We start from the raw sequence: 25,295 nt of genomic DNA on the forward strand, positions 1-25,295 counted from the left end.
AGAACTCGAACACGAGGAGACAGCAATGGTTCAACGCAATCCCGCCCCAGCTGACCTGGAGCCTATCGAACGCGCCAGCAAGGACGAACTGCAGGCGCTGCAACTGGAACGCATGAAGTGGACGCTCAAGCATGCGTATGAAAACGTGCCGCACTACCGCGCCGCTTTCGACGAAAAAGGCGTGCATCCGGACGACCTGAAGACGCTGGCCGACCTGGCCAAGTTCCCCTTCACCGACAAGAAGACCCTGCGCGACAACTATCCCTTCGGCCTGTTCGCCGTGCCGCGCGAGAAAGTGGTGCGCATCCACGCCTCGAGCGGCACCACCGGCAAGGCCACCGTGGTGGGCTACACGCAGAACGACATCGACACCTGGGCCAATGTGGTGGCGCGCTCCATCCGCGCAGCGGGCGGCCGCGCCGGCGACATGGTGCACATCTCCTACGGCTACGGCCTGTTCACCGGCGGCCTGGGCGCGCACTACGGCGCCGAGCGCCTGGGCTGCACCGTCATCCCCATGTCCGGCGGCCAGACCGAGAAGCAGGTGCAGCTGATCCAGGACTTCAAGCCCTCCATCATCATGGTCACGCCGTCCTATATGCTGAACATCATCGAGGAATTCCAGCGCCAGGGCATGGATGCGGCCGACTCCTCGCTGAAGGTGGGCATCTTCGGCGCCGAGCCGTGGACCGACGCCATGCGCGGCGAGATCGAAGCGCGCGCCGGCATCGACGCGGTGGACATCTACGGCCTGTCCGAAGTGATGGGGCCGGGCGTGGCCAGCGAATGCATCGAGTCGAAGGACGGCCCGGTGATCTGGGAGGACCATTTCTACCCCGAGATCATCGACCCCGAAACCGGCGAAGTGCTGCCGGACGGCTCGGACGGCGAACTGGTATTCACCTCGCTGTCGAAAGAAGCGCTGCCGATTATCCGCTACCGCACGCGCGACCTGACGCGCCTGCTGCCGCCCACTTCGCGCTCCATGCGCCGCATCGGCAAGATCACCGGCCGCTCGGACGACATGATGATCATCCGCGGCGTGAACGTGTTCCCCACGCAGATCGAAGAACTGATCTGCAAGATGCCCAAGCTGGCGCCGCAATACCAGCTGGTGGTGAGCCGCGACGGCCACCTGGACAAGCTGGACGTGATAGGCGAAGTGCGCCCCGAGTGGAGCGGCAAGCTCACCTCCAACGAGGTGGAAGCGCTGGCGCGCGAGCTGGAACACGCCATCAAGACCTATGTGGGCGTGAGCACCCGTGTTAGCCTGCTGGCAGCCAACAGCATCGAACGCACGATGACTGGCAAGGCCAAGCGTGTAATCGATAAACGACCCAAATCAGTTTGAGGAACGAAGATGAACGAAGCTTTTATCTGCGACGCGGTACGCACTCCCTTCGGCCGCTACGGCGGCGCCCTGTCCGGCGTGCGCGCCGATGACCTGGCGGCCATGCCCATCGCCGCGCTGAAGCAGCGCAACCCGGGCGTCGACTGGTCCGCAGTGGACGACGTCTACTACGGCTGCGCCAACGGCGCGGGCGAGGACAACCGCAACGTCGGCCGCATGGCGGTGCTGCTGGCGGGCCTGCCGGTGGAAGTGCCGGCCAACACCATCAACCGCCTGTGCGGCTCCAGCCTGGACGCGGTGGGCATCGCCGCGCGCGCCATCAAGTCCGGCGAAGCGCACCTGGTCATTGCCGGCGGCGTGGAAAGCATGACGCGCGCGCCTTTCGTCATGGCCAAGGCGGACAGCGCCTTCTCGCGCGCGGCGAAAATCGAGGACACCACCATAGGCTGGCGCTTCGTCAACCCGCTGATGAAGCAGCAGTACGGCATCGACTCCATGCCGGAAACGGCGGAGAACGTGGCCAATGAATTCAACATCAGCCGCGCCGACCAGGACGCGTTCGCCGTGCGCAGCCAGCAGCGCTGGGCCGCCGCGCATGCGGCCGGCCATTTCAAGAGCGAGATCGTGCCGGTCACCATCGCCCAGAAAAAAGGCGATCCCAAGATCGTGGACACCGACGAACATCCGCGTCCGGACACCACCATCGAGATGCTGGCCAAGCTGAAGGGCGTGGTCAAGCCGGACGGCAGCGTCACGGCGGGCAACGCCTCCGGCGTGAACGACGGCGCCTGCGCCATCCTGCTGGCCTCCGGCGCGGCGGTGGACAAATACGGCCTGAAGCCGCGCGGCAAGGTGCTGGGCATGGCCACCGCCGGCCTGGCGCCGCGCATCATGGGCTTCGGTCCCGCGCCCGCGTCGAAGAAGGTGCTGGCGCAGCTGGGCCTGACCATAGAACAGATGGACGTGATTGAACTGAACGAGGCATTCGCCGCGCAGGGCCTGGCCGTCACGCGCGACCTGGGCCTGGCGGACGACGCGGCCCACGTCAATCCGAACGGCGGCGCCATCGCCATCGGCCACCCGCTGGGCGCATCCGGCGCGCGCCTGGTCACGGCCGCGCTGAACCAGCTGGAGCGCACCGGCGGCCGCTACGCGCTGTGCACCATGTGCATCGGCGTGGGACAAGGTATTGCACTGGTAATCGAACGCGTTTGAACACGATCCAAAATTAAAACCACGGAGACAAAAAATGTTCACGAATATCCTGAAGAAGACCGTTATCGCCGCATCCCTCGTCCTCGCCGCCGGCAGCGCCATGGCGCAGAACATCAAGATCGGTTCCGTGCTGTCCGTATCCGGCCCGGCCGCCTTCCTGGGGGACCCCGAGCTGAAAACGCTGCAGATGTACGTCGAGAAGATCAACGCCGAGGGCGGCGTACTGGGCCGCAAGCTGGAGCTGGTGCATTACGACGACGGCAGCGACGCCGCCAAGGCCAACGGCTTCACCAAGCGCCTGATCGAGTCCGACAAGGTGGACGTGCTGATAGGCGGCACCACCACCGGCGCCACCATGGCCATGGCGCCGCTGGTGGACAAGGCGGGCCTGCCCTTCATTTCGCTGGCGGGCGCGGTGGTCATTATCGACCCGGTGAAAAAATGGGTCTTCAAGACCCCGCACACCGACCGCATGGCCGCTGAAAAGGTATTCGAGGACATGAAGAAGCGCGGCATCAGCAAGGTGGGCCTGCTGTCCGAGACCAGCGGCTTCGGCGCATCGGGCCGCAAGGAATCGCAGACCGTCGCGGCCAAGTACGGCATCACCCTGGTGGCCGATGAAACCTACGGCCCGAAAGACACCGACGTCACCGCGCAGCTGACCCGCATCAAGAACACCGCCGGCGTGCAGGCGGTGTTTGTGTTCGGCCTGGGCCAGGGGCCGGCGGTCGTCACCAAGAACTACGGCCAGCTGGGCATGACCGCGCTGCCGATGTACCAGTCGCACGGCGTGGCCTCGGACGAATACCTGAAGCTGTCCGGCAAGGCTGCGGAAGGCGTGCGCCTGCCTACGCCTGCGCTGCTGATCGGCCAGATGCTGCCGGCCAGCGATCCGCAGAAGGCCATCGTGGTCGGCTACGACAAGGCCTACAAGGACCGCTACAAGGTCGACCCGTCCACCTTCGGCGGCTACGCGCTGGACGCGCTGAACCTGTCGGTGGACGCCATCAAGCGCGCCGGCGGCACCGACAAGGAAAAGGTGCGCAACGCGCTGGAGACCACCAAGGGCTTCGTGTCCACCACCGGCGTGTTCAATATGAGCGCGGCCGACCATATGGGCCTCGACCTGTCGGCGTTCCGCATGGTTGAAGTGAAGAACGGCGACTGGCAGCTGCTGTCCAAGTAAGACGGAGCCCATCATCATGCTCGCCCAATTCCTGCAATTCCTGTACTCGGGAATGACGGTCGGTTCCGCCTATGCACTGGCGGCGCTCGGCTTCACCATCATCTACAACACCAGCGGCGTGATCAATTTCGCCCAGGGCGAATTCATCATGCTGGGCGGTATGCTGGCGGCGATGATGGCGGGGGCGGGCGTGCCGCTGCCGCTGGCCATCATCGGCGCCGTCATCCTCACCGCCATCGTGGGCCTGCTGATGGAAAAGGCGGTGATCGAACCGGCGCAGAACGCGCAGGTGGTCACGCTCATCATCATCACCATCGGCGCCTCGCTCGTGGTGCGCGGCCTGGTGCAGATCTGGCTGGGCAAGGGCACTCACACGCTGCCCGCGTTCTCCGGCGACGCGCCGATCCAGTTCCTGGGCGCCAGCCTGCTGCCGCAAAGCCTGTGGGTGCTGGGCGTGACCATCGCCATCGTGGCGGCGCTGGGCTGGTTCTTCGGCCGCACCTTGCTGGGCAAGGCCATGCTGGCCACTTCGCACAACAAGCTGGCCGCGCAGCTGGTGGGCATCAACACGCGCCGCGTGCTGCTGCTGTCCTTCGGCCTGGCCGCGCTGCTGGGCGCCGTCGGCGGCGCGCTGCTCGCGCCCATCACCTACACCTCCTACGACGCGGGCATCATGCTGGGCCTGAAGGGCTTCGTGGCGGCGGTGCTGGGCGGCCTGGGCGGCGGCGTGGGCGCCATCGCGGGCGGGCTGATACTGGGCATTGCCGAGGCCATGACGGCGGGCTACATCTCGTCGGCCTACAAGGACGCCGTGCCCTTCGTGCTGATCCTGCTGATCCTGTTCTTCATGCCGCGCGGCCTGTTCGGCGCCAAAGTGTCGGAGCGCGTATGAAGACCTTCGCTTCCCGTCACTCCGGCCTGCTGATCCTGGCGCTGGTGCTGGCCCTGCTGCCGCTGGCGCTGCCCAACTCCTACTATTACGACGTGGCGATCCGTATCGCCCTGAATGCGATGGTGGTGATAGGCCTGAACCTGCTGATGGGCTACACCGGCCAGATCAGCCTGGGCCACGCCGGCTTTTTCGGCATGGGTGCCTACGCGTCCGCCGTGCTGACCACGCACCACAACTGGCCGCCGCTGGCTGCGCTGGCCGCGGGCGCCGCCGCGACCGGCCTGCTGGCCTTCGTGCTGGCGCGGCCGGTGCTCAAGCTCAAGGGCCATACGCTGGCGATGGCCACGCTGGGGCTGGGCATCATCATCTCCATCGTCATCAACAACGAAGGCCAGTGGACCGGCGGACCGGACGGCATCGCGGTGCCGGGCTTCGCCGTGTTCGGCTTTGAAATCACGGGCGAGAAATCGTGGTACGCGGTGGCGGCGGCCTTGCTGCTGCTGGTGACCTGGTTCGCGCTCAACCTGATCGATTCCCCGGTCGGCCGCGCGCTGCAGGCCATCCACGGCTCCGAGGTCGCCTCGCGCGTGGCAGGCATCGACACCACGCGCTTCAAGGTGCGGGTGTTCGTGCTGTCCGCCGTGGTGGCCAGCATTGCGGGCAGCATCAGCGCGCACTACATCGGCTTCATCACGCCGAATATGGCGGGCTTTTTCCACTCCATCGAGCTGGTGACCATGGTGGTGGTGGGCGGCATGGCTTCCGTGTTCGGCTCCATCCTCGGCGCCGCGCTGCTGACCGTGCTGCCGCAGCTGCTGTCCGCCTTCGAGGGCTGGGAAGTGGTGGTGTTCGGCGCCATCCTGATGCTGACCATGATTTTCCTGCCGCGCGGCCTGGTGCCGTCGCTGGCGCGCCGCCGCAGCAAGCCTGCGGCGGGCGGCGGCGCTGGCACGGCCCCGCTGAAACTGGTGAAGAAGGCGGGAGGCGGCCATGCTTGAGATCCGCAACCTGAGCAAGAGCTTCGGCGGCGTGCACGCCGTGCAGGACGTGAGCTTCGCCATCAAGGAGGGCTCCATCCATTCGGTGATCGGTCCCAACGGCGCGGGCAAGACCACGCTGTTTAACCTGATCACCGGCGTCTACACGCCCAGCAAGGGCGAGATCCTGCTGCGCGGCGAGAACGTGGCCGGCCTGTCGCCGGACCAGCTGGCGCGGCGCGGCATGAGCCGCACCTTCCAGAACCTGCAGATCTGCCTGAACATGACGGCGATCGACAATGTGATGGTGGGCGCGCACCTGCGCCTGAACCAGAACCTGTTCGCCTCCATGCTGCGCCTACCGTCGGTGCGCAAGGCCGACCAGGTGTGCCGCGACGAGGCGGCCCAGCTGATGGACTTCGTGGGCGTGGGCCAGTACGTGGACGCCGACTCGAGCCAGATGCCGTATGGCGCGCTGAAGCGGCTGGAGATTGCGCGCGCGCTGGCGGCGCGGCCGAAAGTGCTGCTGCTGGACGAACCGGCCGCAGGCCTGAACCACACCGAGACCGGCGAGATCGAAGCGCTGATCCGCAAGGTGGCGCAATCCGGCGTGACGGTGGTGCTGGTGGAGCACGACATGAAGCTGGTGATGAATTTATCCGACCATATCCTGGTGCTGGACTACGGCAAGAAGCTGGCCGAAGGCACGGCGGCCGAAGTGCGCGCCAATCCGGACGTGGTGGCGGCCTATCTGGGAGCGGCAGCATGAGGGATGCCATGACGAATACTACCGACGTGACGGTGAAGCCGCTGGTGCTTGAAATCAAAGGGCTGACCAGCCACTATGGCCGCATCCAGGCGCTGCACGGCATCGACATCGAAGTGCGCCAGGGGCAGCTGGTGGCGCTGGTGGGGGCCAACGGCGCGGGCAAGACCACGCTGCTGCGCGCCATCTCCGGCGTGCAGCCCATCAGCGGCGGCAGCATCCATTTCAGCGGCCAGGACGTGAGCCGCGCCAGCGCGGACAAGCGCGTGCGCGCCGGGATCTGCCAGGTGCCGGAAGGGCGCCAGGTGTTCGGCCCTATGTCGGTGGAGGACAACCTGCTGCTGGGCGCCTACACGCGGCCCAAGGGCGAGGTGGCGGCGGACATGGAACGCATGTACCAGCTGTTCCCTATCCTGAAAGAGAAGCGCCTGCTGCTGGCGGGCACGCTGTCCGGCGGACAGCAGCAGATGCTGGCCATGGCGCGCGCGCTGATGGGCAGGCCGTCGGTGCTGCTGCTCGATGAACCCAGCATGGGCCTGGCGCCGCTGCTGATCGCCGAGATCTTCCGCATCGTGGCCAGCCTGCGCGACCAGGGCATCACCATTTTCCTGGTGGAGCAGAACGCGCACGCGGCGCTGTCGATCGCGGACGTGGGCTATGTGATCGAAACCGGCGCCATCATCCTGTCCGGTCCCGGGCCGGAGCTGCTGAAAAACGAACAAGTGCAAAGCGCCTATCTGGGCATGTAAGGGAGCGGCCATGGTCAAAGTATATGAAATGAACGGCATCACGCCGGTGGTCCATCCCACCGCCTATGTGCATCCAAGCGCGGTGCTGATCGGCGACGTGATCGTCGGACCGCGCTGCTACGTCGGCCCGCACGCATCGATGCGCGGCGACTTCGGGCGCCTGATCCTGGAGGAGGGCGCCAACCTGCAGGACGGCTGCATCATGCACGGCTTCCCCGGCGAAGACACGGTGGTGGAAGTGGACGGCCATATCGGCCACGGCGCCGTGCTGCACGGCTGCCGCATCGGCCGCAACGCGCTGGTGGGCATGAACTCGGTCATCATGGACAACGCCGTCATCGGCGCCGAGAGCATCGTCGCGGCGATGAGCTTCGTCAAGGCCAATATGGTGGTGCCGCCGCGCTCCATGGTGGTCGGCACGCCGGCGCGCATCATCCGCCAGGTGAGCGACAACGAAATCAGTTGGAAGACGTCCGGCACGGCCCAGTACCAGGAACTGAGCGAGCGCTCGCTCGCCACCATGCGCGAGACCGTGGCGCTGACCGAGGTGGAGCCGGACCGCCAGCGCATGCAGTGGGAGTCCTCGCTGCCGCTGCATCTGCACAAGAACGCAACCGAATAAAATAGACTGGAGAAATCGAATGGCACCAACTCTGCAAAGCCTGATCGCCGGCCGCTGGCACGGCAAGGAAGCGGCCACCCCGCTGCACAGCGCGCTGAACAACAGCCTGATCTACCATACCCACGCCGAAGCCATCGACTTCAGCGAAGCCGTCGCCTACGCCCGCAAGACCGGCGTGCCCGGCCTGATGAAGCTGGACTTCCAGCAGCGCGCCGCGCGCCTGAAGGCGCTGGCCATGTACCTGATGGAGCGCAAGGAAGAGCTGTACAAGATTTCCCACCTCACCGGCGCCACCCGCGCCGACAGCTGGGTGGACGTGGAGGGCGGCATCGGCACCCTGTTCGCCTACGCCAGCATGGGCAGCCGCGAGCTGCCGTCGTCCAATGTGCTGCACGAAGGCCCGGCCATTGCGCTGGGCAAGCGCGGCGGCTTCGCCGGCACCCACATCCTGGTGCCGCGCGGCGGCCTGGCGGTACACATCAACGCCTTCAACTTCCCGATCTGGGGCCTGCTGGAGAAATTCGCGCCCAGCTTCCTGGCCGCCATGCCCTGCATAGGCAAGCCCGCCACCGCCACCAGCTACCTGACCGAAGCCGTGGTGCGCATGGCGCATGAATCCGGCCTGCTGCCGGAAGGCGCGCTGCAGCTGGTGATCGGCAGCACCGGCGACCTGCTGGACCGCCTGGGCGGGGCCGACGTGGTGACCTTCACCGGCTCGGCCGACACCGCCGCCAAGCTGCGCACCAACCGCAACCTGATCGCCAACTCGGTGCCGTTCACCGCCGAGGCGGACTCGCTGAACTGCGCCATCCTGGCGCCGGACGTCACGCCGGACGACCCCGAGTTCGACCTGTTCGTGAAGGAAGTGGCGCGCGAGATGACCGGCAAGGCCGGCCAGAAGTGCACCGCCATCCGCCGCATCATCGTGCCGAAAGACCGCGTGGATGCCGTGGCCGAGCGCCTGCGCGAGCGCCTGTCCAAAGTCACCATCGGCGATCCGTCGGTGGAAGGCGTGCGCATGGGCGCGCTGGCCTCGAAAGACCAGCAGCGCGACGTGGGCGAACGCCTGGCCCTGCTCGCGGCGGGCAACGAGATCGTGTTCGGCGAGAAGGACGGCTACAAGCTGGTGGGCGAGGGCGTGGCGGAAGGCGCCTTCTTCTCGCCCACGCTGGTCCTGTGCCGCAACGCCGGCAGCAACGACGCGGTGCACGACGTGGAAGCCTTCGGCCCGGTCAGCACCATGATGACCTACGAGGGCATAGACGAGGCGCTGGAACTGGCCGCGCGCGGCAAGGGCAGCCTGGTGAGCACCCTGGTGACCAAGGATACGAAGACGGCCGCCTACGCGGTGCCGGTGGCCGCCGCCTCGCACGGCCGCGTGCACATCCTGGAGCGCGAGTCGGCGGTGGACTCCACCGGCCACGGTTCGCCGCTGCCGCAGTTGAAGCACGGCGGCCCCGGCCGCGCGGGCGGCGGCGAGGAACTGGGCGGCATCCGCGCGGTGCGCCACTTCCTGCAGCGCGCAGCCGTGCAGGGCTCGCCCACCATGCTGGCCGCGGTGACGGGCGAGTACGTGCGCGGCGCGGCCGTGAACGAAAGCGAAGTGCATCCCTTCCGCCGCCATTTCGAGGACCTGAAAATCGGCGATTCGCTGCTGACGCACCGCCGCACCGTGAGCGAGGCGGACATCGTCAACTTCGGCGGCGTGTCGGGTGACTATTTCTACATGCACTTCGACGACATCGCCGCCAGGGACACGCAGTTCGGCAAGCGCATCGCGCACGGCTACTTCGTGCTGTCGGCCGCCGCCGGCCTGTTCGTGTCGCCCGCGCCGGGGCCGGTGCTGGCCAACTACGGCCTGGACAACCTGCGCTTCATCACGCCGGTCGCCATCGGCGACACCATCCGCGCGCGCCTGACCTGCAAGCGCAAGGTGGACCGCAACCGCACCGACGACAAGGGCCTGGGCCAGGGCGTGGTGGCGTGGGACGTGCAGGTGACCAACCAGAACGAGGAGCTGGTGGCCAGCTACGACATCCTCACGCTGGTGTCCAAGAAAGCCTGAGCAGGCTAGCCGAAGGGCGTGTAGGCGATGCCGTGCGAAATCGCGGCGATCACCTGCGCCTGGTTTTCCGGGCTTTCCGCAAAGCCGGTCAGCACCGTCTCGCGGCTGGCCAGGCCATTGGCCAGCAGGCCGGTCCAGTAGGTCTTGCCGGCGTCGTCGGCCGGGCGGTGCAGCACGTTCTGGTACAGCTTGTCGACGAAGGCCGCGTTGCTGGGGTTGGCGCCGTACAGCGTGACCGCCTCGCCCGACTGCAGGAAGCCCTGCGCCACGCTCTGCATGCCTGCGCCGCCGTCCAGCACCGCCAGCCAGTAGCCCAGCCCCCCGACGTCGGGCTTGCGGTCGAAGGCGGCCTGGTACAGCCGGTAGGTTTGTCCCGCCATGCCGTCCAGGTCGAGCGCCAGCGCGCCGTCCGAGAAGATCAGCCGCTCCACGCCGACCAGCGTGTCGGCGCCCGCGCCGCCGGGTTTGGCCACGCTCCATTGGCCTGCCTTGTCCGGTGCGGGGCTGGCCGCATAGGCGCTGCGTGCGCCCTCGTAGCGCACGCTGTCGTTGCCGCTGCCGCCATCGATGCTGTCGCTGCCAGCGCTGCCCATGATCACGTCGTTGCCGGCGCCGGCGCGTATGGTGTCGGCGCTGTCCAGCCCCGCCAGCACGTCGTTGCCGCTGCCGCCGGCCTGTAGCCCGCCGGTGGCCAGCACTGAAAAATACACCTGGTAGACATTGCTGCCCCCCTTCTGGTCGCTGATGCGGTAGCTGAATCCGTCCGCGCTGGCGAAGCTGGGGTTGGGCGTATAGCGGAACGCGCCGGCCTCCGTCATGTCCAGGCTGCCGTTGGCCGGCGCCTGCAGCAGGCGGTAGGACACGCCGCTGCGCGCCTGGTCGCTGGGATCGGGCAGCTGGCCGGCGAGCACCGTGTCCTGGTCCAGCACGGCGGCCAGGTCGGCGCCGACGGCGCTGGCGCCCAGTTGCACGCGCTGGTCGCTGAACTGCAGCGTTTCCATACTGAGCAGGGTGTCGAAGCCGCTGGCGCCGTCGCGCGCCGCCACGTACAGCTTGCCGTAGCCGCTGCTCAGGAGATAGGCGCTGCGCGGCCCCGCAAACACGGCGGTGTCGGCCCCGGCGCCACCGTCCAGCCAGTCGTTGCCCTCCAGGCCGGTGAGCACATTGTCCAGCGCGTTGCCGGTGATGACGTCGTCAAAGCGGGTGCCGACCGCGTTTTCTATCCAGCTGTCCACGCCCAGCGACAGGTTGTCCAGCGCGCTGCCGCCGGCCGCCGTCACCCCCACGCTGCTGAGGCGGCCGGGCAGCAGGCTGATGGCGGCGCCGCTGCTGGCGGCCGAGGCATCCAGGGTGTCGTTGCCGCCATCGTCGAGCAGGCCGTGCTGGGATTGGAAATCGGCCTGGCCGAGGACGTAGACGGTGTCGCCCGGATTGACCGCGCGGCTGCCGTACAGCTGGCGCAGCGCGGCCAGATCGTAGGCGCCCCATGCCGAGGGGTGCAAGCCGTCGGCTGACACGGTGAGCGCCATGGCGCTCAGGCCGGTGACGTTCTGCGCCTCGATGAGCTGCTCGGCGTAATGGTCGCCAGCCTCGCCGTTGCGCGGGTGGCGCAAACCCAGCGCGTGGCCGATTTCATGCAGCAGCACGGCGTAGCCCTGCTGGCCCGGGGCGGCCTGCGCCAGCACCCCGGTGTCGACCCAGATGCTGCCGGCCGCGTCGCCGCTGCCGGGCAGCGTGGCCAGGCCGTCCGGGCCGCCGAGCGCGGCGGCGCCGAAGCGCAGCTGGCCGTGCTGCTGCGCGCTGTCGGCCACCTCGGTGAAAGACAGGCCGGTGGCGGCAGCCGTGGCAGCCAGGATGGCGCGCACGGCGCCGCGCTCGCTGTCGGTGAAAGGGCGGAAGCCGCCGGCGCCGGCCCCGCTGGCGGGCGCGGACGCGGCGAAGCTGAAGGTCAGCGCTGCCGGCGTACCCAATGGCGCGCCGGCGTTCCAGCGGTTGGCGTCGGCCGCCAGCAGGGTATGGATGGCGGCGTCGGCCGGATTGATGAACTCGGCCAGGTCGCGCAGCTGCTGGTCGACCTGGTTCAGGCCGATGCGCTCGACGTTGAGCAGCGTGGCCTGGAAGCCGGGGTCGAGCGGCGACGTGACGGTGGCGCGCGTGCCGTCGCTGCTGACGCTGATGGCGAACTGGGCGAAGGAACTGGCGCCGGGCAGCGGCGGCAGCAGGACCGTATCGGTGCCGCCGCCCAGGTCCACCAGGTTGTGTTGCCCGCCGATGTGGACCAGGTTGGCGCGCGCCGTGCCGAGCACGCTGCCGCCGGCGCCGCCCAGGGCGATGTTGCTGATGTTGATCAGCGTGTCGCGCGTGCCCCAGCCGTCCTCGGCCCAGCCCTCGGCCAGGTTGACGTTGATGGGCGCGGGGCTGTCGCCGTAGGCCGCGATGACCCAGGCGTAGACGCCGTCCGGCGGCGCCAGCTGTTCGATGATGTCGTTGCCCTGGCCGCCCGTGGCGGCGTGGCTGTAGATGCGGATGATGTCGTCGCCAGCCAGGCCGTAGTAATGGTTGGGGACGGCGGTTGCCGGCGTGTCGATGACGACGTCGTTGCCGCTGGTGAGTGCGATTTCCATGGCCTCAGGCCTTCAGGAAATTCAGGGTGCGCTGCGGGAAATTGGCCAGGCTGGGGAACACGGTCTCCAGGCTGGCCGTGGGCAGGCCCATCCACTGCATCAGCGTGGCGCCGATCTGGTCGGTGGCCATGGTGGGCGCGAAGCGGCCGTCCTGGCCCGGGTCCATGTCGTCCGGCCCGCCCAGGGTGAGCGTCGGCAGCACGCCGTAGGCCTGGCCGCCGGCCACCGGCCCGCCCATCACGAACAGGTGGTTGCCCCATGCGTGGTCGCTGCCGCCGCCGGACGCCTGCCGCAGGGTACGGCCGAAGTCGCTCAGCAGCAGGGTGGCCACGCTGGCGTCCAGGCCGGACGCCAGGTTGGCCTGGTCGAAGGCCGCCAGCATGCGGCCCACCTGGTCCAGGTGCCAGTCCTGGCTGCCGGCGGCGCTGCCGCGCTGCTGGCTGTGGGTATCGACCTGGCCCCAGTTGAGCAGGAAAACCTGGCGCCGGTAGCCCTGCCGGCGGAACACCGGCATCAGCATGGCCAGCTTGCGCAGGCTGCGCCCCAGCGCCGAGCCGTCGAAGGCGGCCTTGGGTTCCGGCGCGCTGAGCAGGGCCTGGGTGAACAGGGCGGACTCCTGCACGCTGCGGCCGAAAGTGCGCGCATACTCGGCCTTGTACTGGTTGGCGAACTGCCACTGCGCCATGCGGTTCAGGGTCTGGGTGGCGGCCAGCGCCGGCTGGGCCAGGTCGGCCGTGCCCCAGTAGCGCGACTCGTCGGGGCTGAGGTAGGCCACCGCCGATTTGCGCCCCAGCACCAGCGTGCGCTCGGTGGTCATGGTGACCGCGCTGGCCGGGTTGCGCAGCGCCGACGGCAGCAGCTCCAGCGCGCGTCCGGCCCAGCCGCTGGGGTCGCTGTCCCCGCTCCAGCCCTGCTGCCACATGGACTGGTCGCTGTGCGAGAGCAGGAAGGAGGGGACGGCCGCGCTGTGTTCGAGCACCTGGCGCGCCGTCACCGGCTGCAGCAGCGGCCCGGCGTTGAGCAGCCAGGCCAGGCGGCCCCGGTTGTACAGGGCGGCCAGCGGCGCCAGCGCCGGGTTCACGCCGAAGCGGTGGCCGGCGCTGCTGCCCGCCAGCGCCACCAGGCTGTCCTTGGGCAGGGCCAGGGCCGGGCGCGCGGCGGCGTAGTCGCTGTAGGCGCCGTCGGTGGGCACCAGGCTGTTCAGGCCGTCGTTCCCGCCGCGCATGTAGAGACAGACCAGGGCGCGGTAGTCGTCCTCGGCGGCGCCGGCGCCGCCCAGCATGCCCAGCAGCGGCGCCGCGCCGCCCAGTTGCAGAAAATGTCGCCGCTTCATCATTGCATGGCCGCGTAGTAGGGGGTGGAGAGGGCGAAGGACAGCAGCAGCAGGGCATTGCCGGACGGCGTGCCGTCGGGCGGCAGCACGGCCGCCATGTCGATCAGGTTCTGGCGCAGCGTGTAGGGGATGGCGCCGCCGAAGTAGCGCGCGCTGACCAGGTCGATGAAGTTGCGCGGCGAGTCGCTCAGCGCCTGGCCGAAGGCGTCGAGCTTGCAGCCGGCGTCGGCGAAGGCCGATTCGCGCCGCGACGCGTAGTAGCCGGCCAGGCGCAGCGCCAGCTCGCCCGAGGTCAGCAGGCGCTGCTCCGGCGCCAGCAGATTGCTGCCCGGTGCGCGGTCGGTCGGCAGGTAGAAGCTGAACACGCTGGGCGGCGCGTAGGGATGCTGGATGTCGGGCAGGGCGTACATGCCGGTGCCGGTGGCGGGGTCGGGCGCGGTCTTGATGGGCATGCTGCAGCCCAGGCCGCGCAGCAGGCCGGTGTACCACAGGATGGGCTCGCGCATTTTGCCGAAGGTGAGCGTGTCCGCGCCCTGCACGTCGCCGCGCCGCGCCTCCGTATCCAGCAGGATGGCCTTGACGACGGCCTTCATGTCGCCGGCCACGCCGCTGCCGTTGTTGCGGAACACCGCGCCCACCCGCGCCACGTAGGCCGGGGTGGGATTGCTGGTGACCAGGTGCTGGATCAGGCGCAGCGCCACGAAGGGCGCGATGTTCTGATGCTGCATCAGCACCTGCACCACGGCGTCCAGTTCGGCGGGCGCGTCATTGCCGGCCGGCAGCGTGGCGCCCAGCAGGCGCTTTTCGCCGCGGTCGTGCGCACCGTTCCAGCTGTCGGGCACCAGCACGCCCTCCAGCGAGCTGTAGTCGTATTGCGGCGACTGCACCGCCACCTGCCAGCCGGTCATGGCGCGCGTGAGCGCTTCCACGTCGGCCTGGTCGTAGGTTTCCAGCGGCCTGCCGGCGGCGTCGCGCTGGGTGCTGCCGTCCGGATTGAGCTTGACCACGCCCAGCGTAAACAGCTGCAGCAATTCGCGCGAGTAGTTTTCATTGGGCGCGCACCAGGGGCATTCGTCGGACTTGGGCCGGTTGCTCAGGTTGTCCAGGAAAACGCCCATGGGCGGGTTGGTGCCCAGGTCGCGCAGCAGGGTGGCGTAGTTGCCGAACGCATGGTCCTGCAGGAAATTGGCGTACACCATGGTGCCGAATTGCAGCACGCGGTCGGCGTTGACCGGGATGTATTGCGCCAGCGCCCAGCTGACCCGCTGGCGCAGCTGGTCCGGGTAGTGCAGCATGGCGCCGACGATCTGGCTGTCGCTGTAGATGATGGCGCGCCTGTTTTCCGCCTCGCTGATGCCGTAGCGCCGGTTGGGCTCGGCGTTCAGGTGCACCACGGGCAGGGCGAATTGCGCGTCTATCCAGGGCTCGAAGCCTTGCTGCTCGATTGCCGCCACCAGCTCGGGCGTGGCGCCAAAGCTCACCTGGTCGGCGAAGCGCGCGGCCGCGAAGCGGGTGACCTGGCCGACGGCCGGGGCGCCCTGGCTGGTCGAGGCCAGCGTGACGGCGGGCGGCGCGCTACTGCCGCCGTGCTGGCCGCACGCGGCCAGCAAAGCCGGCAACACGACCCGCAGGCCCCGGTGGCACCAGTAGCGCCAGCATCCCATTCCGACCTCCCGGCGGTCCGCACCGCCTTCCTGTAAGCAATAAGATTAGGACACGAACGGGGCTTTGTCACGCTCCGGTTTGCTTCAGCCGAAGGGCGTGTAGGCGATGCCGTGCGAAATCGCGGCGATCACCTGCGCCTGGTTTTCCGGGCTTTCCGCAAAGCCCGTCAGCACCCCCTCGCGGGTGGCCCAGCCATTGGCCAGCACGCCGGTCCAGTAGGTCTTGCCGGCGTCGTCGGCCGGGCGGTGCAGCACGTTCTGGTACAGCTTGTCGACGAAGGCCGCGTTGCTGGGGTTGGCGCCGTACAGCGTGACCGCCTCGCCCGACTGCAGGAAGCCCTGCGCCACGCTCTGCATGCCTGCGCCGCCGTCCAGCACCGCCAGCCAGTAGCCCAGGCCCGCCATGTCGGGCTTGCGGTCGAAGGCGGCCTGGTACAGCCGGTAGGTTTGTCCCGCCATGCCGTCCAGGTCGAGCGCCAGCGCGCCGTCCGAGAAGATCAGCCGCTCCACGTTGGCGATGGTGTCCGTGCCCTGGCCGTCCGGTTTGCGCAGGGTCCAGCGCAGGCCGTCCTGCTCCACCACGTGGCTGGCCACCTTGCCCGCGTAGACGATGCTGTCGGTGCCGGCGCCGCCGTCGATCTCGTCATAGCCGGCGCTGGCGACGATGCGGTCGTTGCCGCCTTCGCCGTTGATGATGTCGCTGGTGGCCAGGCCGCCCAGCGTGTCGTTGCCTTCGCCGCCGGCCTGCAGGCCGCCCTGGCCGCGCACCGTCACGAACACGGTGTAGGTGTTGTTGCCGCCCTGCTGGTCGGTGAGGATGTAGTCGAAGCTGTCGGTGCTGCTGAAGTTGGCCTTGGGGGTGTAGGTGTAGCTGCCGTCCGCCTTCACCACGGCGGTGCCGTTGGCCGGGGTTTTCGACAGCGCGTAGGACACCTGGGCCCGGGCCTGGTCGCTCGGGTCGGGCAGCTGGCCGCTGCTGCTGGTGTTCTGGTCCAGCGCCAGCGCCAGGTCGGCGCCCAGCGCGCTTTTGCCCAGCGTGATGGTCTGGTCGCCGAAGGCCAGGATTTCCGTGTTGAGCAGCGTGTCGAAGCCGGAGGCGCCGTCGCGCGCGGTGACGAAGACCTTGCCGTAGCCGGTGCTGATCAGGTAGTCGCCGCGCAGGCCGGCGAAGACCGCCGTGTCCTCGCCGCCGGCGCCGTCGATCCAGTCATTGCCCTTGCCGCCGGTCAGGCGGTTGGCCAGCGCATTGCCCAGCAGGACGTCGTCGTAGCGCGAACCCACCGCGTTTTCGATCAGCGTGTCGATGCCGAGCGACAGATTGCCGCTGGCGCCCACGCCGCCGGCCGTCACGCCCACGCTGTTCAGGTGTCCGCCCACCAGGTCGATGGTGGCGCCGGTGCTGGCGGCCGAGGCGTCCAGCGTGTCGACGCCGCCGTCGTCCACCAGGCCGCGCTGGGACTGGAAGTCGGCGGTGCCGAGCAGGTAGACGTTGTCGCCGGTGGCGACCTGCCTGGCGCCGTACAGGTAGCGCAGCGCGGCGATGTCGTAGGCGCCCCAGGAGGAGGGATACAGGCCGTCCGGCGAGGCGGTCTGCGACATCACGGTCAGGCCGGTGACGTCGTTGGCGGCCAGCATCTGGTCCGCGTAGTTGTCGCCCGCCTCCACATTGCGCGGATGGCGCAGGCCCAGGGCGTGGCCGATTTCGTGCAGCAGCACGGCGTAGCCTTCCTGGCCGGGCTGCAGCAGCAGCAGCGTTTCGAGGTCGAGCCAGACGTCGCCGGCGCTGTCGCCGTTCACGCCCGGCAGCGTGCCCAGGCCCTTGGTGGCCGTCTGCTGGCTGGCGCCGAAGCGCAGCTGCCCCACCGTGCCCCCGTCTTCGGCGACCTCCTTGAAGCTCAAGCCGGTGGCGGCTGCGGCCGCGTCCAGGATGGCCTTGACGGCGGCGCGTTCGCTGGCCGAGAAGGTGCGGAAGCCGCTCGCGCCCACGCCGCTGGCGGGCGCCTTGGCGACGAAGCTGTAGCTCACTTCCGTTGCGGTGCCGAGCGCGCCGGCCACGTTCCAGCGGTTGGCGTCGGCCGCCACCAGGCCTTTGATGGCGGTGTCGGATGGTTTGATCAGGCTGCTCAGCTCATAGGTGACGTTCCAGTCGCCGCCATAGCCGAAGCGCTCGAAATTGCTGACCACCGCCATGAACTGCGGCTGCGCCGAGTTGGTGATGGTGGCCGTCTTGCCGTCGATGGAGACCTCGAAGATGAAGTCGGCGCGGCTGCCGTTGTCGTACTGGGGCAGCCAGAAGGTGTCGTCGCCGGCGCGGCCGTCTATGGTGTGCAGGCCGCCGCCGCCCAGCCAGAACGTATTCTGGTTGGCATTGCCAATGCCGATGCCGCCCTCCCAGCCGAAGGCCACGCTGTCGATGCCGATCAGCGTGTCGCGTCCGCCCCAGTTGTCGTTGGCGTAGCCGGCCGTCAGGTCCACATAGATGGACTGCCAGGTGTCCCAGTAGTTGACGGCCACGCTGCGCCAGGTGTCGGTGGTGGCGATGCGTTCTATCCTGTCGTTGCCGGGGCCGCCCACCACGCCGCCCTGGTAGACCTTGATGGTGTCGTCGCCCTCCAGGCCCCAGTACGTGTCCCAGGCTTCCTTGTCGGTCTGGGTGTAGTTGTCCTTGCCGTCCGTGAGTTTGATATCCATGGCGTGTCAGCCGTGCAGGAAGTTGAGGGTCTGGGTGCTGAAATTGGCCAGGTTGGGGAAGGCGCTGGTCAGCTGTGCGGCGGGCACGCCCATCCACTTCATCAGCGTGGCGCCCACCTGGTCGGTCGAGGTGGTGGGCACGAAGCGGCCGTCGCCGTTGGCGTCGCCGTCGTCCGGGCCGCCCAGGGTCAGCGTGGGCAGGGTGCCGTAGGCCTGGGCGCCGGCCACCGGCCCGCCCATCACGAACCAGTGGTTGCCCCAGGCGTGGTCGCTGCCGCCGCCGGAGGCCTGGCGCAAGGTGCGGCCGAAGTCGGACATCATGACGGTGGCCACGCTCTGGTCCACGCCGGAGGCCTGGTTGGCCTTGTCGAAGGCGGCCAGTGCGCGGGCCACAATGGCCAGCTGCGCGTCCTGGCTGGTGGCCGCGCTGCCGCGCTGGCCGCTGTGCGTGTCCAGGCCGCCCCACTGCACCAGGAACACCTGGCGCTTGTAGCCCTGCTTCTTGAACACCGGCAGCAGCGTGGCCAGCTTGCGCAGCATGCGTCCCAGGTCGTTGTCGTCGAAGTTGGCCGAGGGCGCGGGCGCGTTCAGCGCCGCCTGCGTGAAGATGGTGGATTCGGAGACGCTGCGGCCGAAGGTGCGCGCGTATTCGGCCTCGTACTGGTTGGCGAACTGCCATTGCGCCATGCGGTTGAGCGACTGCGTGCCGGGCAGCTGCGGCTGCGCCAGGTCGGCCGTGCCCCACCAACGCGAGTCCCAGGCGCTCAGGTAGGACACCGGCGAATTGCGGCCCAGCACCAGGGTGCGTTCGGTGTTCATGGTGATGGCGTTGACCGGATTGCGCAGCGACGAGGGCAGCAGCTCAAGCGAGCGTCCGGCCCAGCCGCTGCCGTCGGTGTCGCCCAGCCAGCCCTGCTGCCACATCACCTGGTCGCTGTGCGAGAGCAGGAAGGACGGCACCGCCACGCTGTGGTCCAGCACCTGGCGCGCGGTGGCCGGCTTGACCAGCGGGCCGGCGTTCAGTATCCAGGCCAGGCGGCCCTGGTTGTACAGCGGCGCCAGCGGCGCCAGCGCGGGATTCATGCCGAAGCTGTGGCCGGCGGTGGAGCCGGACAGCGCGGTCAGGCTGTCCTTGGGCAGCGCCAGCGCGGGCCGGGCGGTGGCATAGTCGCCGTAGGCGCCGTCGGTGGGCACCAGGCTGTTCAAGCCGTCGTTGCCGCCGGTGAGGAACAGGCAGACCACCGTGCGGTAGTCGTCGGCGGCGGCGCTGGCGCTGGCGCCCAGCAGGCTGGCCCCGCCCAGCAGGCCGAGGGTGGGGGCGGCTGCGCCCAGGCGCAGGAAGTGGCGGCGGTCCATCAGCGTATCACTCCATAATAGGGGGTGGCCAGCGCGTATTGCAGCAGCGGCATGGTTCTCTCGAGCGGCGTATTGCCGTTGGGGGTGGTGGACAGGTCCTGCAGATTCTGGCGCAGGGTCTGCGGCATGGCGCCCCTGAAATAGCGTTCGCTCATCAGGTCGATGAAGGCGCGCGGCGAGCTGCTCAGCGCCTTGACAAAGGGATCGACCTGGCAGCCGGCATTGCTCAGGCGCGAAGCCGTCTGCAGGCCGTAGCCGCCGATCCGGCCCGACAGCTCCTCGGCGTTGAGCAGGCGCTGCTCCGGCGCCAGCAGGTTGCTGCCGGGGGCGCGGTCGGTCGGCATGTAGTAGCTGAACACGCTGGACTGCATGAAGGGGGATTGCACGCTGGGCTTGGCGATGCCGGGCAGCGGGTACTCCGGCGTGGCGTCCCAGCGCAGCGGCCCGGTGCAGCCCATGCCGCGCAGCAGGCCGGTGTACCACAGCACCGGCTCGCGCATCTTGCCGAAGGAGAGCGAGTCCGCGCCCAGGGTGTCGCCCTTGCGCGCTTCGGCGTCGAGCAGCACCGCCTTGAGCACCGCCTTCATGTCGCCGGCCACGCCCTTGCCGTTGTCGCGGAACACCGTGGCCACGCGGCGGATATAGGCCGGCGACGGGTTGCTGGTGACCAGGTGCTGGATCAGGCGCAGGCTGACGAAGGGGGCGATGTTCTGGTGCCCCATCAGGACGGCGATCGCCGCCTCCATGTCCTGGGTGGTGCTCTGGCCGGCCGGGATGGTGGTGCCGAGCAGTGTCTTGGCCTCGCGGTCGTGCGCGGGCGCCCAGGTTTCCGGTATCAGCACGCCGTCGAAGTTGGTGTAGTCGCCCTTGGGCGTGTTCTTGGTCATCTGCCAGCCCGTCATGGCGCGCGTCATCGCCTCCACGTCCTGCTGGGTGTAGGTTTCCAGCGGGCGGTTGGCGGCGTCGCGCTGGGTGCTGCCGTCGAGGTTGAGCTTGACCACCCCCAGCGAGAACAGCTGCAGCAGTTCGCGCGAGTAGTTTTCGTTTGGCGCGCACCAGGGGCATTCGTCGGACTTGGGCCGGTTCGACAGGTTGTCCAGGTAGACCCCCATCGGCGGACTGGTGGTGACGGCGCGCAGCAAGGCGCCATAGTTGCCGAAGGCGTTGTCGTTGAGCAGATTGATCCAGGTCAGGGTGGCGTACTCCTGCACCTTGTTGCTCGATACCACGATCCACTGCGACATGGCCCACACCACGCGCTGGCGCAGCTGGTCCGGCCGCGCGATCATGGCCGTCAGGTTGGCGCTCTCGAAGTAGCGATTGGCCGCTTCGGCCTGCGCCCGGACCTGGTCGTCGTAGTGGGCCACGGGCGCGGTATCGTGGTGCGGCACCGGCAGCGCGAACTGCGCGTCTATCCAGGCCTCGAAGCCGAGTTTTTCTATGTCGGCCACCAGCGCCGGCGTGGCGCCGAAGCTGACCTGGTCGGCGAAGCGGGCCGCCGCGTAGTGGCTCACCGGGCTGCTGGTCTTGACGGTGACCTGGCCGGTGCTGGCCAGCAGGGTGGGGGCGGCGGCGCTGCCGTCGTCCGGGCTGTTGTTACAGGCGGCCAGCAGCAGCGGCAATGCCGCCGCAGCGCAGCGCGCGGCGCGGGTCAGGGCGTTCATGCATATCCTTAGGCAGAAGGCGGTTCGTAACCGCAGGCACCCGCCAAGGATAAGGCATGATTGTCAATAAAACATCCACTACTTGGGGGATGCGTGGTTTTCCCGCCTCAGGCCGAAGGGATCGTCGACGCTGTGCGCAGGCTCGGTAAACCAGCGCGGGCCGCTATCGGTCATGTAGAAATGATCCTCGTGGCGCACGCCGAATTCGCCGGGGATGCAGATCATGGGCTCGTTCGAGAAGCACATGCCCGGCGCCAGCGGGGTGGCGTCGCCGCCCACCAGGTAGGGCCATTCGTGGATGTCCAGGCCGATGCCGTGGCCGGTGCGGTGCGGCAGGCCGGGCAGCTTGTAGCCGGGGCCGTAGCCATCCGCCTCCAGCGAGCGGCGCGCCGCCTGGTCCACCTGTTCGCAGGGCACGCCCAGCTGCGCCGCCGCGAAGGCGGCCGCCTGGGCTTTCTTCTCGCTGTCCCACACGCTGCGCTGGCGCGCGCTCGGCTCGCCGTACACATAAGTGCGCGTGATGTCGGAGATGTAGTTGTGCAGCTTGCAGCCGGTGTCGATCAGCACCGTATCGCCCTGTTTCAGCGTCTGCACATAGCTCACGCCGTGCGGATAGGCCGTGGCCTCGCCGAACAGCACAATGACGAAATAGGAGCCGGGCGCGCCCACCTTGCGGTGCGCGGCGGCGATGAACTGTTCCACTTCGGTGGTGGTGACGCCCTCGCGCAGCATGCTGGCGGTGGCCACGTGCACCGCCAGCGTCATGTCCTTGGCGCGCTGCATCAGCGCGATTTCGGCGGCCGACTTGCGGCTGCGGCAGTGCGCCGTCACCGTGCGCGCGTTCTCCAGCGCGTAGCCGGCGGCCAGCGGGCGGATGCCGTCGTAGATGAAGAAGGCCGCGCTTTCGCAGACGCCCACGCGCGGCGGCGCGCCGGCGTCGGCCGCGATACCCATGCGGGCCAGGGTGTCGATGAACAGCTGGTAGGGGCTTTCGTGCTCCTGCCAGCCGTTGACCTTGCCCTCCACCAGCATGAAGTCCAGCAGCGTGCTTTCCTCGAAGGCGGGGGCGATGTATTCCAGCGCGCCCTGCGCCGGCAGGATGGCGCCCACCATGCGCTCGCTGGCGTGCCAGCGCGTGCCGGTGAAGTAGAGCAGGTTGGCGCCCGCGTTGATATAGACGGCGGCGATGCCCTGGCCGCGCATGAAGGCCTGGGCGCGGGCGATGCGCTCCAGGTGCTCCTGCCTGGCGATCGGAACCGCGCCCGCCGTCATGTCCGACAGGCTAGCCAGTGCCTGCTCCGCTGTTTTACCGCCTACGCCTATGGTCATGCCGAAGTCCTCCAGAATTGATGGCGGCGATGATATCAGTTCTGGAGGAGGGGGCGCTTACTGGGTGAGTACGCTGACCTTGTCCACCACGAAGGAGGTCTGGGCCGACGAGTCTTCCGTCATGGCGAAGGACAGCGTCACCGTCTGGCCTTTGTACGGCAGCAGGCTGAAGGTGCGGGTCTGGTAGCCGCTGGCCTTGTTCAGGTTGGAGTAGGTGGCCAGCGTGCCGAGTACCGCGCCGCTGCTGTTTTTCACCGTGACCGTCAGCTTGTCGTAGGCGCTGGTGGTGGTGGTTTCAGCGGTGTCGATATGCAGCGCGAAGGTCAGCGTGGCGGCGGTGGCGGCCGACGGGATGGCCACTGCCTGGGTCAGCGTTTCGGTGGCGGTGGTGCCGTTGCCGCCCAGCCAGGCGAAGCGCGTGCCTTCATAGGCGGTCTGCCCGCTGAAGGCGCCGATGGCGCCGGTGCTGCCGGCCCAGCCGGTGGTGCCCGACTCGAAGCCGCCGTTGGTGATGCGCTCGACGCTGGTGCCGCCGCCGCCGCCGGTGGTTTCATCCACGTCGGTGCCGACGTTGATGGCCGCGTAGGCGCGCTTCACGGCCGTGGCCTCCTTGCTGCCCACGCCGTACAGTTCCTCGGCCGAGGCGATCATCTTGGTGCGCGCGTCGGCGTAGTTGGTGGACGAGGTGAACTTGGTGGTCACGGCCTTGAACCAGATGCGGTAGGCCTTGTCGTTGCCCACGCCCGTCATGGCCAGCGGCTGCTTGGTCAGGTAGGAGCTGTAGTAGTCGCTGCTCGAGGTGGCGTTCGAGCCTTGCGACAGGAAGTAGAACATGCGGTTGTTCGGACCGCTGCTGTAGTGCACGTTCAGGTTCTTCAGCGTGCTGCTCCACGCGTTCGGGCTGCTGCCGTCCTTGCTCGGCTTGTACATCCAGCGCAGCGGCTGGCCGCTTTTCGAGATCTCCTTGCCCATCACCCAGTCGTTGCCGGTGGCCGGTATCACCGTGCCGGTGCCGCCCGCGCGCGCATAGGCCTCGGTCATTTCGCCGGCGATGTCGGCGCCCGATTCATTCAGGCCGCCGGACTCGCCCGAGTAGGTCAGGTTGGAGGTGGCGTCGATCACGCCGTGGCCCATCTCGTGGCCGATCACGTCGATCGAGCCCAGGTTGTTGAAGGAGGTGCCGCCGTCGCCGATGTACATGCATTTGCAGTTCGGGTCGAAGAAGGCGTTGTCGTAGTTGTTGTCCACGTGGACGGCGATGTAGGTGGCGGTGTTGTTCCCGTCCAGCGACTGCCAGCCCAGCGTGTTCTTCATGGTGTCGTAGGTGTTCATCAGGCCCCACAGCGCGTTCACGGCGGCGGTCTGGCCGTTGGCGCTGGTGGTGCTGCCGCCGCTCACGTACTGCAGGCCGTCGCCCCAGGTGTTGGTGCTGTTGGTGTAGATGGTGCCCGGCGTTGGATTGCTTTCCGGCGCGTGGTTGGCGTTGGTGATGGCCATGCCGCCGAAGGTGCCGCCCACGCCGCGCGTGGCGTCCTTCATCTGGTAGGTGCTGCCGGACAGGGTGGTGTTGATCGGCACGGTGCCGTTGTACTGGCTCTTGCCCGAGCCGACCACGGTTTGCAGCGCTTCCCACTGCGCGATGACGGCGCCGGTTTTCGCGTTGACCACGGTGTCGTGGTAGAGCACGCGCTTGCGGCTGTCGGCCATGCGGGTTTTCACCAGGTAGGCCAGCTCGTAGTGGTCCACCACCTCTTCCAGGTCGGTGGCGTTCAGGGCCGCTTCGGCCTTGTTCACGGCGGCGGCCACGCGCACCGATTTCATGACCGGATAGATCAGCAGTTCGGCCTGGGGCGCCCAGCGGTGCACGCCGTTCGGCGCCACGCTGCGCACCACGGCGGCGATGGCGTCGGCGCCGCTCAGCGCCGGCGCCAGGTCGGGCGCGCCGGTGCGCGCGCCGTTGGCGGCCACGCCGCGCGCCGCGTTCAGGCCCGCGCGGCGGTCGGACACGGATTCGCTGACGATGTTGTCGGCCGCGTCGGTGACGACCACGGACTCGGAGCCGAACACGCGCAGGCCGTTGTAGGTGTGCTGGGCGCGGGTGATCTTGGTGCCGGCCACGCCGGGATGCTGGCCGGCGATGGCGAAGCCGTGCTGCATGCCCAGGCCAGCCGAGCCGGGGCGGCTGGCCAGCTTGGCGGCCAGGCTCGCGCTCTCTTGTGGAGAGGTCTGGGCGACGGGGGCGGCCATCATTTGCGGGCCGGCGGCGTGGGCAAGCATCATCGGCAGGGTGGCGATGGATGCGGCAAGCAGGTTCTTACGTAGATTCATCTTGTCTCCAGGGGGCGTAATTGGTTCTGGCATGGGCCAGCGCTGCGACACTATTCCTGGGCCGGGGGGCAAGTCAAAAAACTTGAGAAATGAGTCGCGCCGGCGGAATTTGTTAAATTTGGGACAAAGTTGCACGCGCGCCGGGTGTTGAACCAGCGGCGAATTAGCTTAGCAATTGCTAGTGATGGCGCACGATAGGCGGGTTTGGGCCCGATACTGTGTGGCGCTTACAACGAACTAGATGTAACACTCTATTTTCGTCACCGGCGCGACACATTGCCCGCTTCCGCAGCGTGCGCGGGTTGCAATTTCTTAATGTTGCGATCTACACTAGGAGCATAAAGCGCAGGGCCAGACCCGATAAAAACGATGCGCACCGGGAACCACAGGGAGCAGAGAACATGAGCAAACGCACAGCGCCACCACCGCCGACTTAGGCCAACATCCCCAGGGCAAGAGAGGGCATGGACCGGCAGGACCGGA

17 protein-coding genes are annotated in these 25,295 nt (G+C 68.2%); 9 read left to right on the forward strand and 8 right to left on the reverse strand.

Annotated features, from left to right (window positions below):
* Window positions 1-25: 25 nt before the first annotated feature.
* Genes paaK through paaZ form a run of 9 tightly spaced genes read left to right on the forward strand, consistent with a single transcriptional unit; the run spans window position 26 to window position 9,823 of the window.
* The gene (paaK, locus tag AC07S4_RS12010; protein ID WP_494986867.1) at window positions 26-1,351 is read left to right on the forward strand and encodes a phenylacetate--CoA ligase PaaK; all 1,326 of its coding nucleotides are present in this window, start codon (window positions 26-28) and stop codon (window positions 1,349-1,351) included.
* Window positions 1,352-1,360: 9 nt separating this feature from the next.
* Entirely contained in the window at window positions 1,361-2,566 is a 1,206-nt protein-coding gene (gene pcaF / locus AC07S4_RS12015) for a 3-oxoadipyl-CoA thiolase (RefSeq protein WP_494986868.1), read from the forward strand.
* A gap of 34 nt (window positions 2,567-2,600) precedes the next feature.
* Window positions 2,601-3,752 (forward strand): ABC transporter substrate-binding protein, encoded by a 1,152-nt coding sequence (locus AC07S4_RS12020; protein WP_494986869.1) that lies wholly within the window; start codon window positions 2,601-2,603, stop codon window positions 3,750-3,752.
* 16 nt (window positions 3,753-3,768) lie between these two features.
* Window positions 3,769-4,644, forward strand: a complete 876-nt coding sequence (locus AC07S4_RS12025; RefSeq protein ID WP_494986870.1) for a branched-chain amino acid ABC transporter permease — start codon at window positions 3,769-3,771, stop codon at window positions 4,642-4,644.
* Window positions 4,641-5,642, forward strand: a complete 1,002-nt coding sequence (locus AC07S4_RS12030; RefSeq protein WP_494986871.1) for a branched-chain amino acid ABC transporter permease — start codon at window positions 4,641-4,643, stop codon at window positions 5,640-5,642. The genes AC07S4_RS12025 and AC07S4_RS12030 overlap by 4 nt, the downstream gene beginning before the upstream one ends.
* On the forward strand, window positions 5,635-6,390 hold the full coding sequence (locus AC07S4_RS12035) for an ABC transporter ATP-binding protein (protein WP_494986872.1): 756 nt from the start codon (window positions 5,635-5,637) through the stop codon (window positions 6,388-6,390). Before AC07S4_RS12030 ends, AC07S4_RS12035 begins: the two co-directional genes overlap by 8 nt.
* Before the next feature lie 8 nt (window positions 6,391-6,398).
* Entirely contained in the window at window positions 6,399-7,136 is a 738-nt protein-coding gene (locus AC07S4_RS12040; protein ID WP_494986873.1) for an ABC transporter ATP-binding protein, read from the forward strand.
* Between the two features lie 10 nt (window positions 7,137-7,146).
* A complete protein-coding gene (locus tag AC07S4_RS12045) occupies window positions 7,147-7,758 on the forward strand; it encodes a phenylacetic acid degradation protein PaaY (protein WP_494986874.1) in 612 nt (203 codons plus the stop codon).
* 19 nt (window positions 7,759-7,777) lie between these two features.
* The gene (paaZ, locus tag AC07S4_RS12050; RefSeq protein WP_494986875.1) at window positions 7,778-9,823 is read left to right on the forward strand and encodes a phenylacetic acid degradation bifunctional protein PaaZ; all 2,046 of its coding nucleotides are present in this window, start codon (window positions 7,778-7,780) and stop codon (window positions 9,821-9,823) included.
* Between the two features lie 5 nt (window positions 9,824-9,828).
* Here the strand turns inward: paaZ and AC07S4_RS12055 are convergent, their stop codons facing one another.
* From AC07S4_RS12055 to AC07S4_RS12090, 8 genes are all read right to left on the reverse strand, one after another.
* The gene (locus AC07S4_RS12055) at window positions 9,829-12,447 is read right to left on the reverse strand and encodes a DUF4214 domain-containing protein (RefSeq protein WP_494986876.1); all 2,619 of its coding nucleotides are present in this window, start codon (window positions 12,445-12,447) and stop codon (window positions 9,829-9,831) included.
* A gap of 4 nt (window positions 12,448-12,451) precedes the next feature.
* Window positions 12,452-13,783 (reverse strand): DUF1501 domain-containing protein, encoded by a 1,332-nt coding sequence (locus AC07S4_RS12060; protein ID WP_494986877.1) that lies wholly within the window; start codon window positions 13,781-13,783, stop codon window positions 12,452-12,454.
* A complete protein-coding gene (locus AC07S4_RS12065) occupies window positions 13,780-15,444 on the reverse strand; it encodes a DUF1800 domain-containing protein (RefSeq protein ID WP_494986878.1) in 1,665 nt (554 codons plus the stop codon). Before AC07S4_RS12065 ends, AC07S4_RS12060 begins: the two co-directional genes overlap by 4 nt.
* Before the next feature lie 84 nt (window positions 15,445-15,528).
* Entirely contained in the window at window positions 15,529-18,135 is a 2,607-nt protein-coding gene (locus AC07S4_RS12070) for a DUF4214 domain-containing protein (RefSeq protein WP_494986879.1), read from the reverse strand.
* A gap of 6 nt (window positions 18,136-18,141) precedes the next feature.
* Complete coding sequence (locus AC07S4_RS12075; RefSeq protein WP_494986880.1) at window positions 18,142-19,491, reverse strand: DUF1501 domain-containing protein; 1,350 nt, start codon at window positions 19,489-19,491, stop codon at window positions 18,142-18,144.
* On the reverse strand, window positions 19,491-21,155 hold the full coding sequence (locus AC07S4_RS12080) for a DUF1800 domain-containing protein (protein ID WP_494986881.1): 1,665 nt from the start codon (window positions 21,153-21,155) through the stop codon (window positions 19,491-19,493). The genes AC07S4_RS12075 and AC07S4_RS12080 overlap by 1 nt, the downstream gene beginning before the upstream one ends.
* 78 nt (window positions 21,156-21,233) lie before the next feature.
* Entirely contained in the window at window positions 21,234-22,484 is a 1,251-nt protein-coding gene (locus tag AC07S4_RS12085) for a M24 family metallopeptidase (RefSeq protein ID WP_494986882.1), read from the reverse strand.
* Window positions 22,485-22,541: 57 nt separating this feature from the next.
* Window positions 22,542-24,812, reverse strand: coding sequence for a M4 family metallopeptidase (locus AC07S4_RS12090; RefSeq protein WP_494986883.1), 2,271 nt, complete (start codon window positions 24,810-24,812; stop codon window positions 22,542-22,544).
* Window positions 24,813-25,295: the final 483 nt, after the last annotated feature.

It is taken from the genome of Pseudoduganella sp. GW821-FHT05F09 (genome assembly GCF_059419605.1).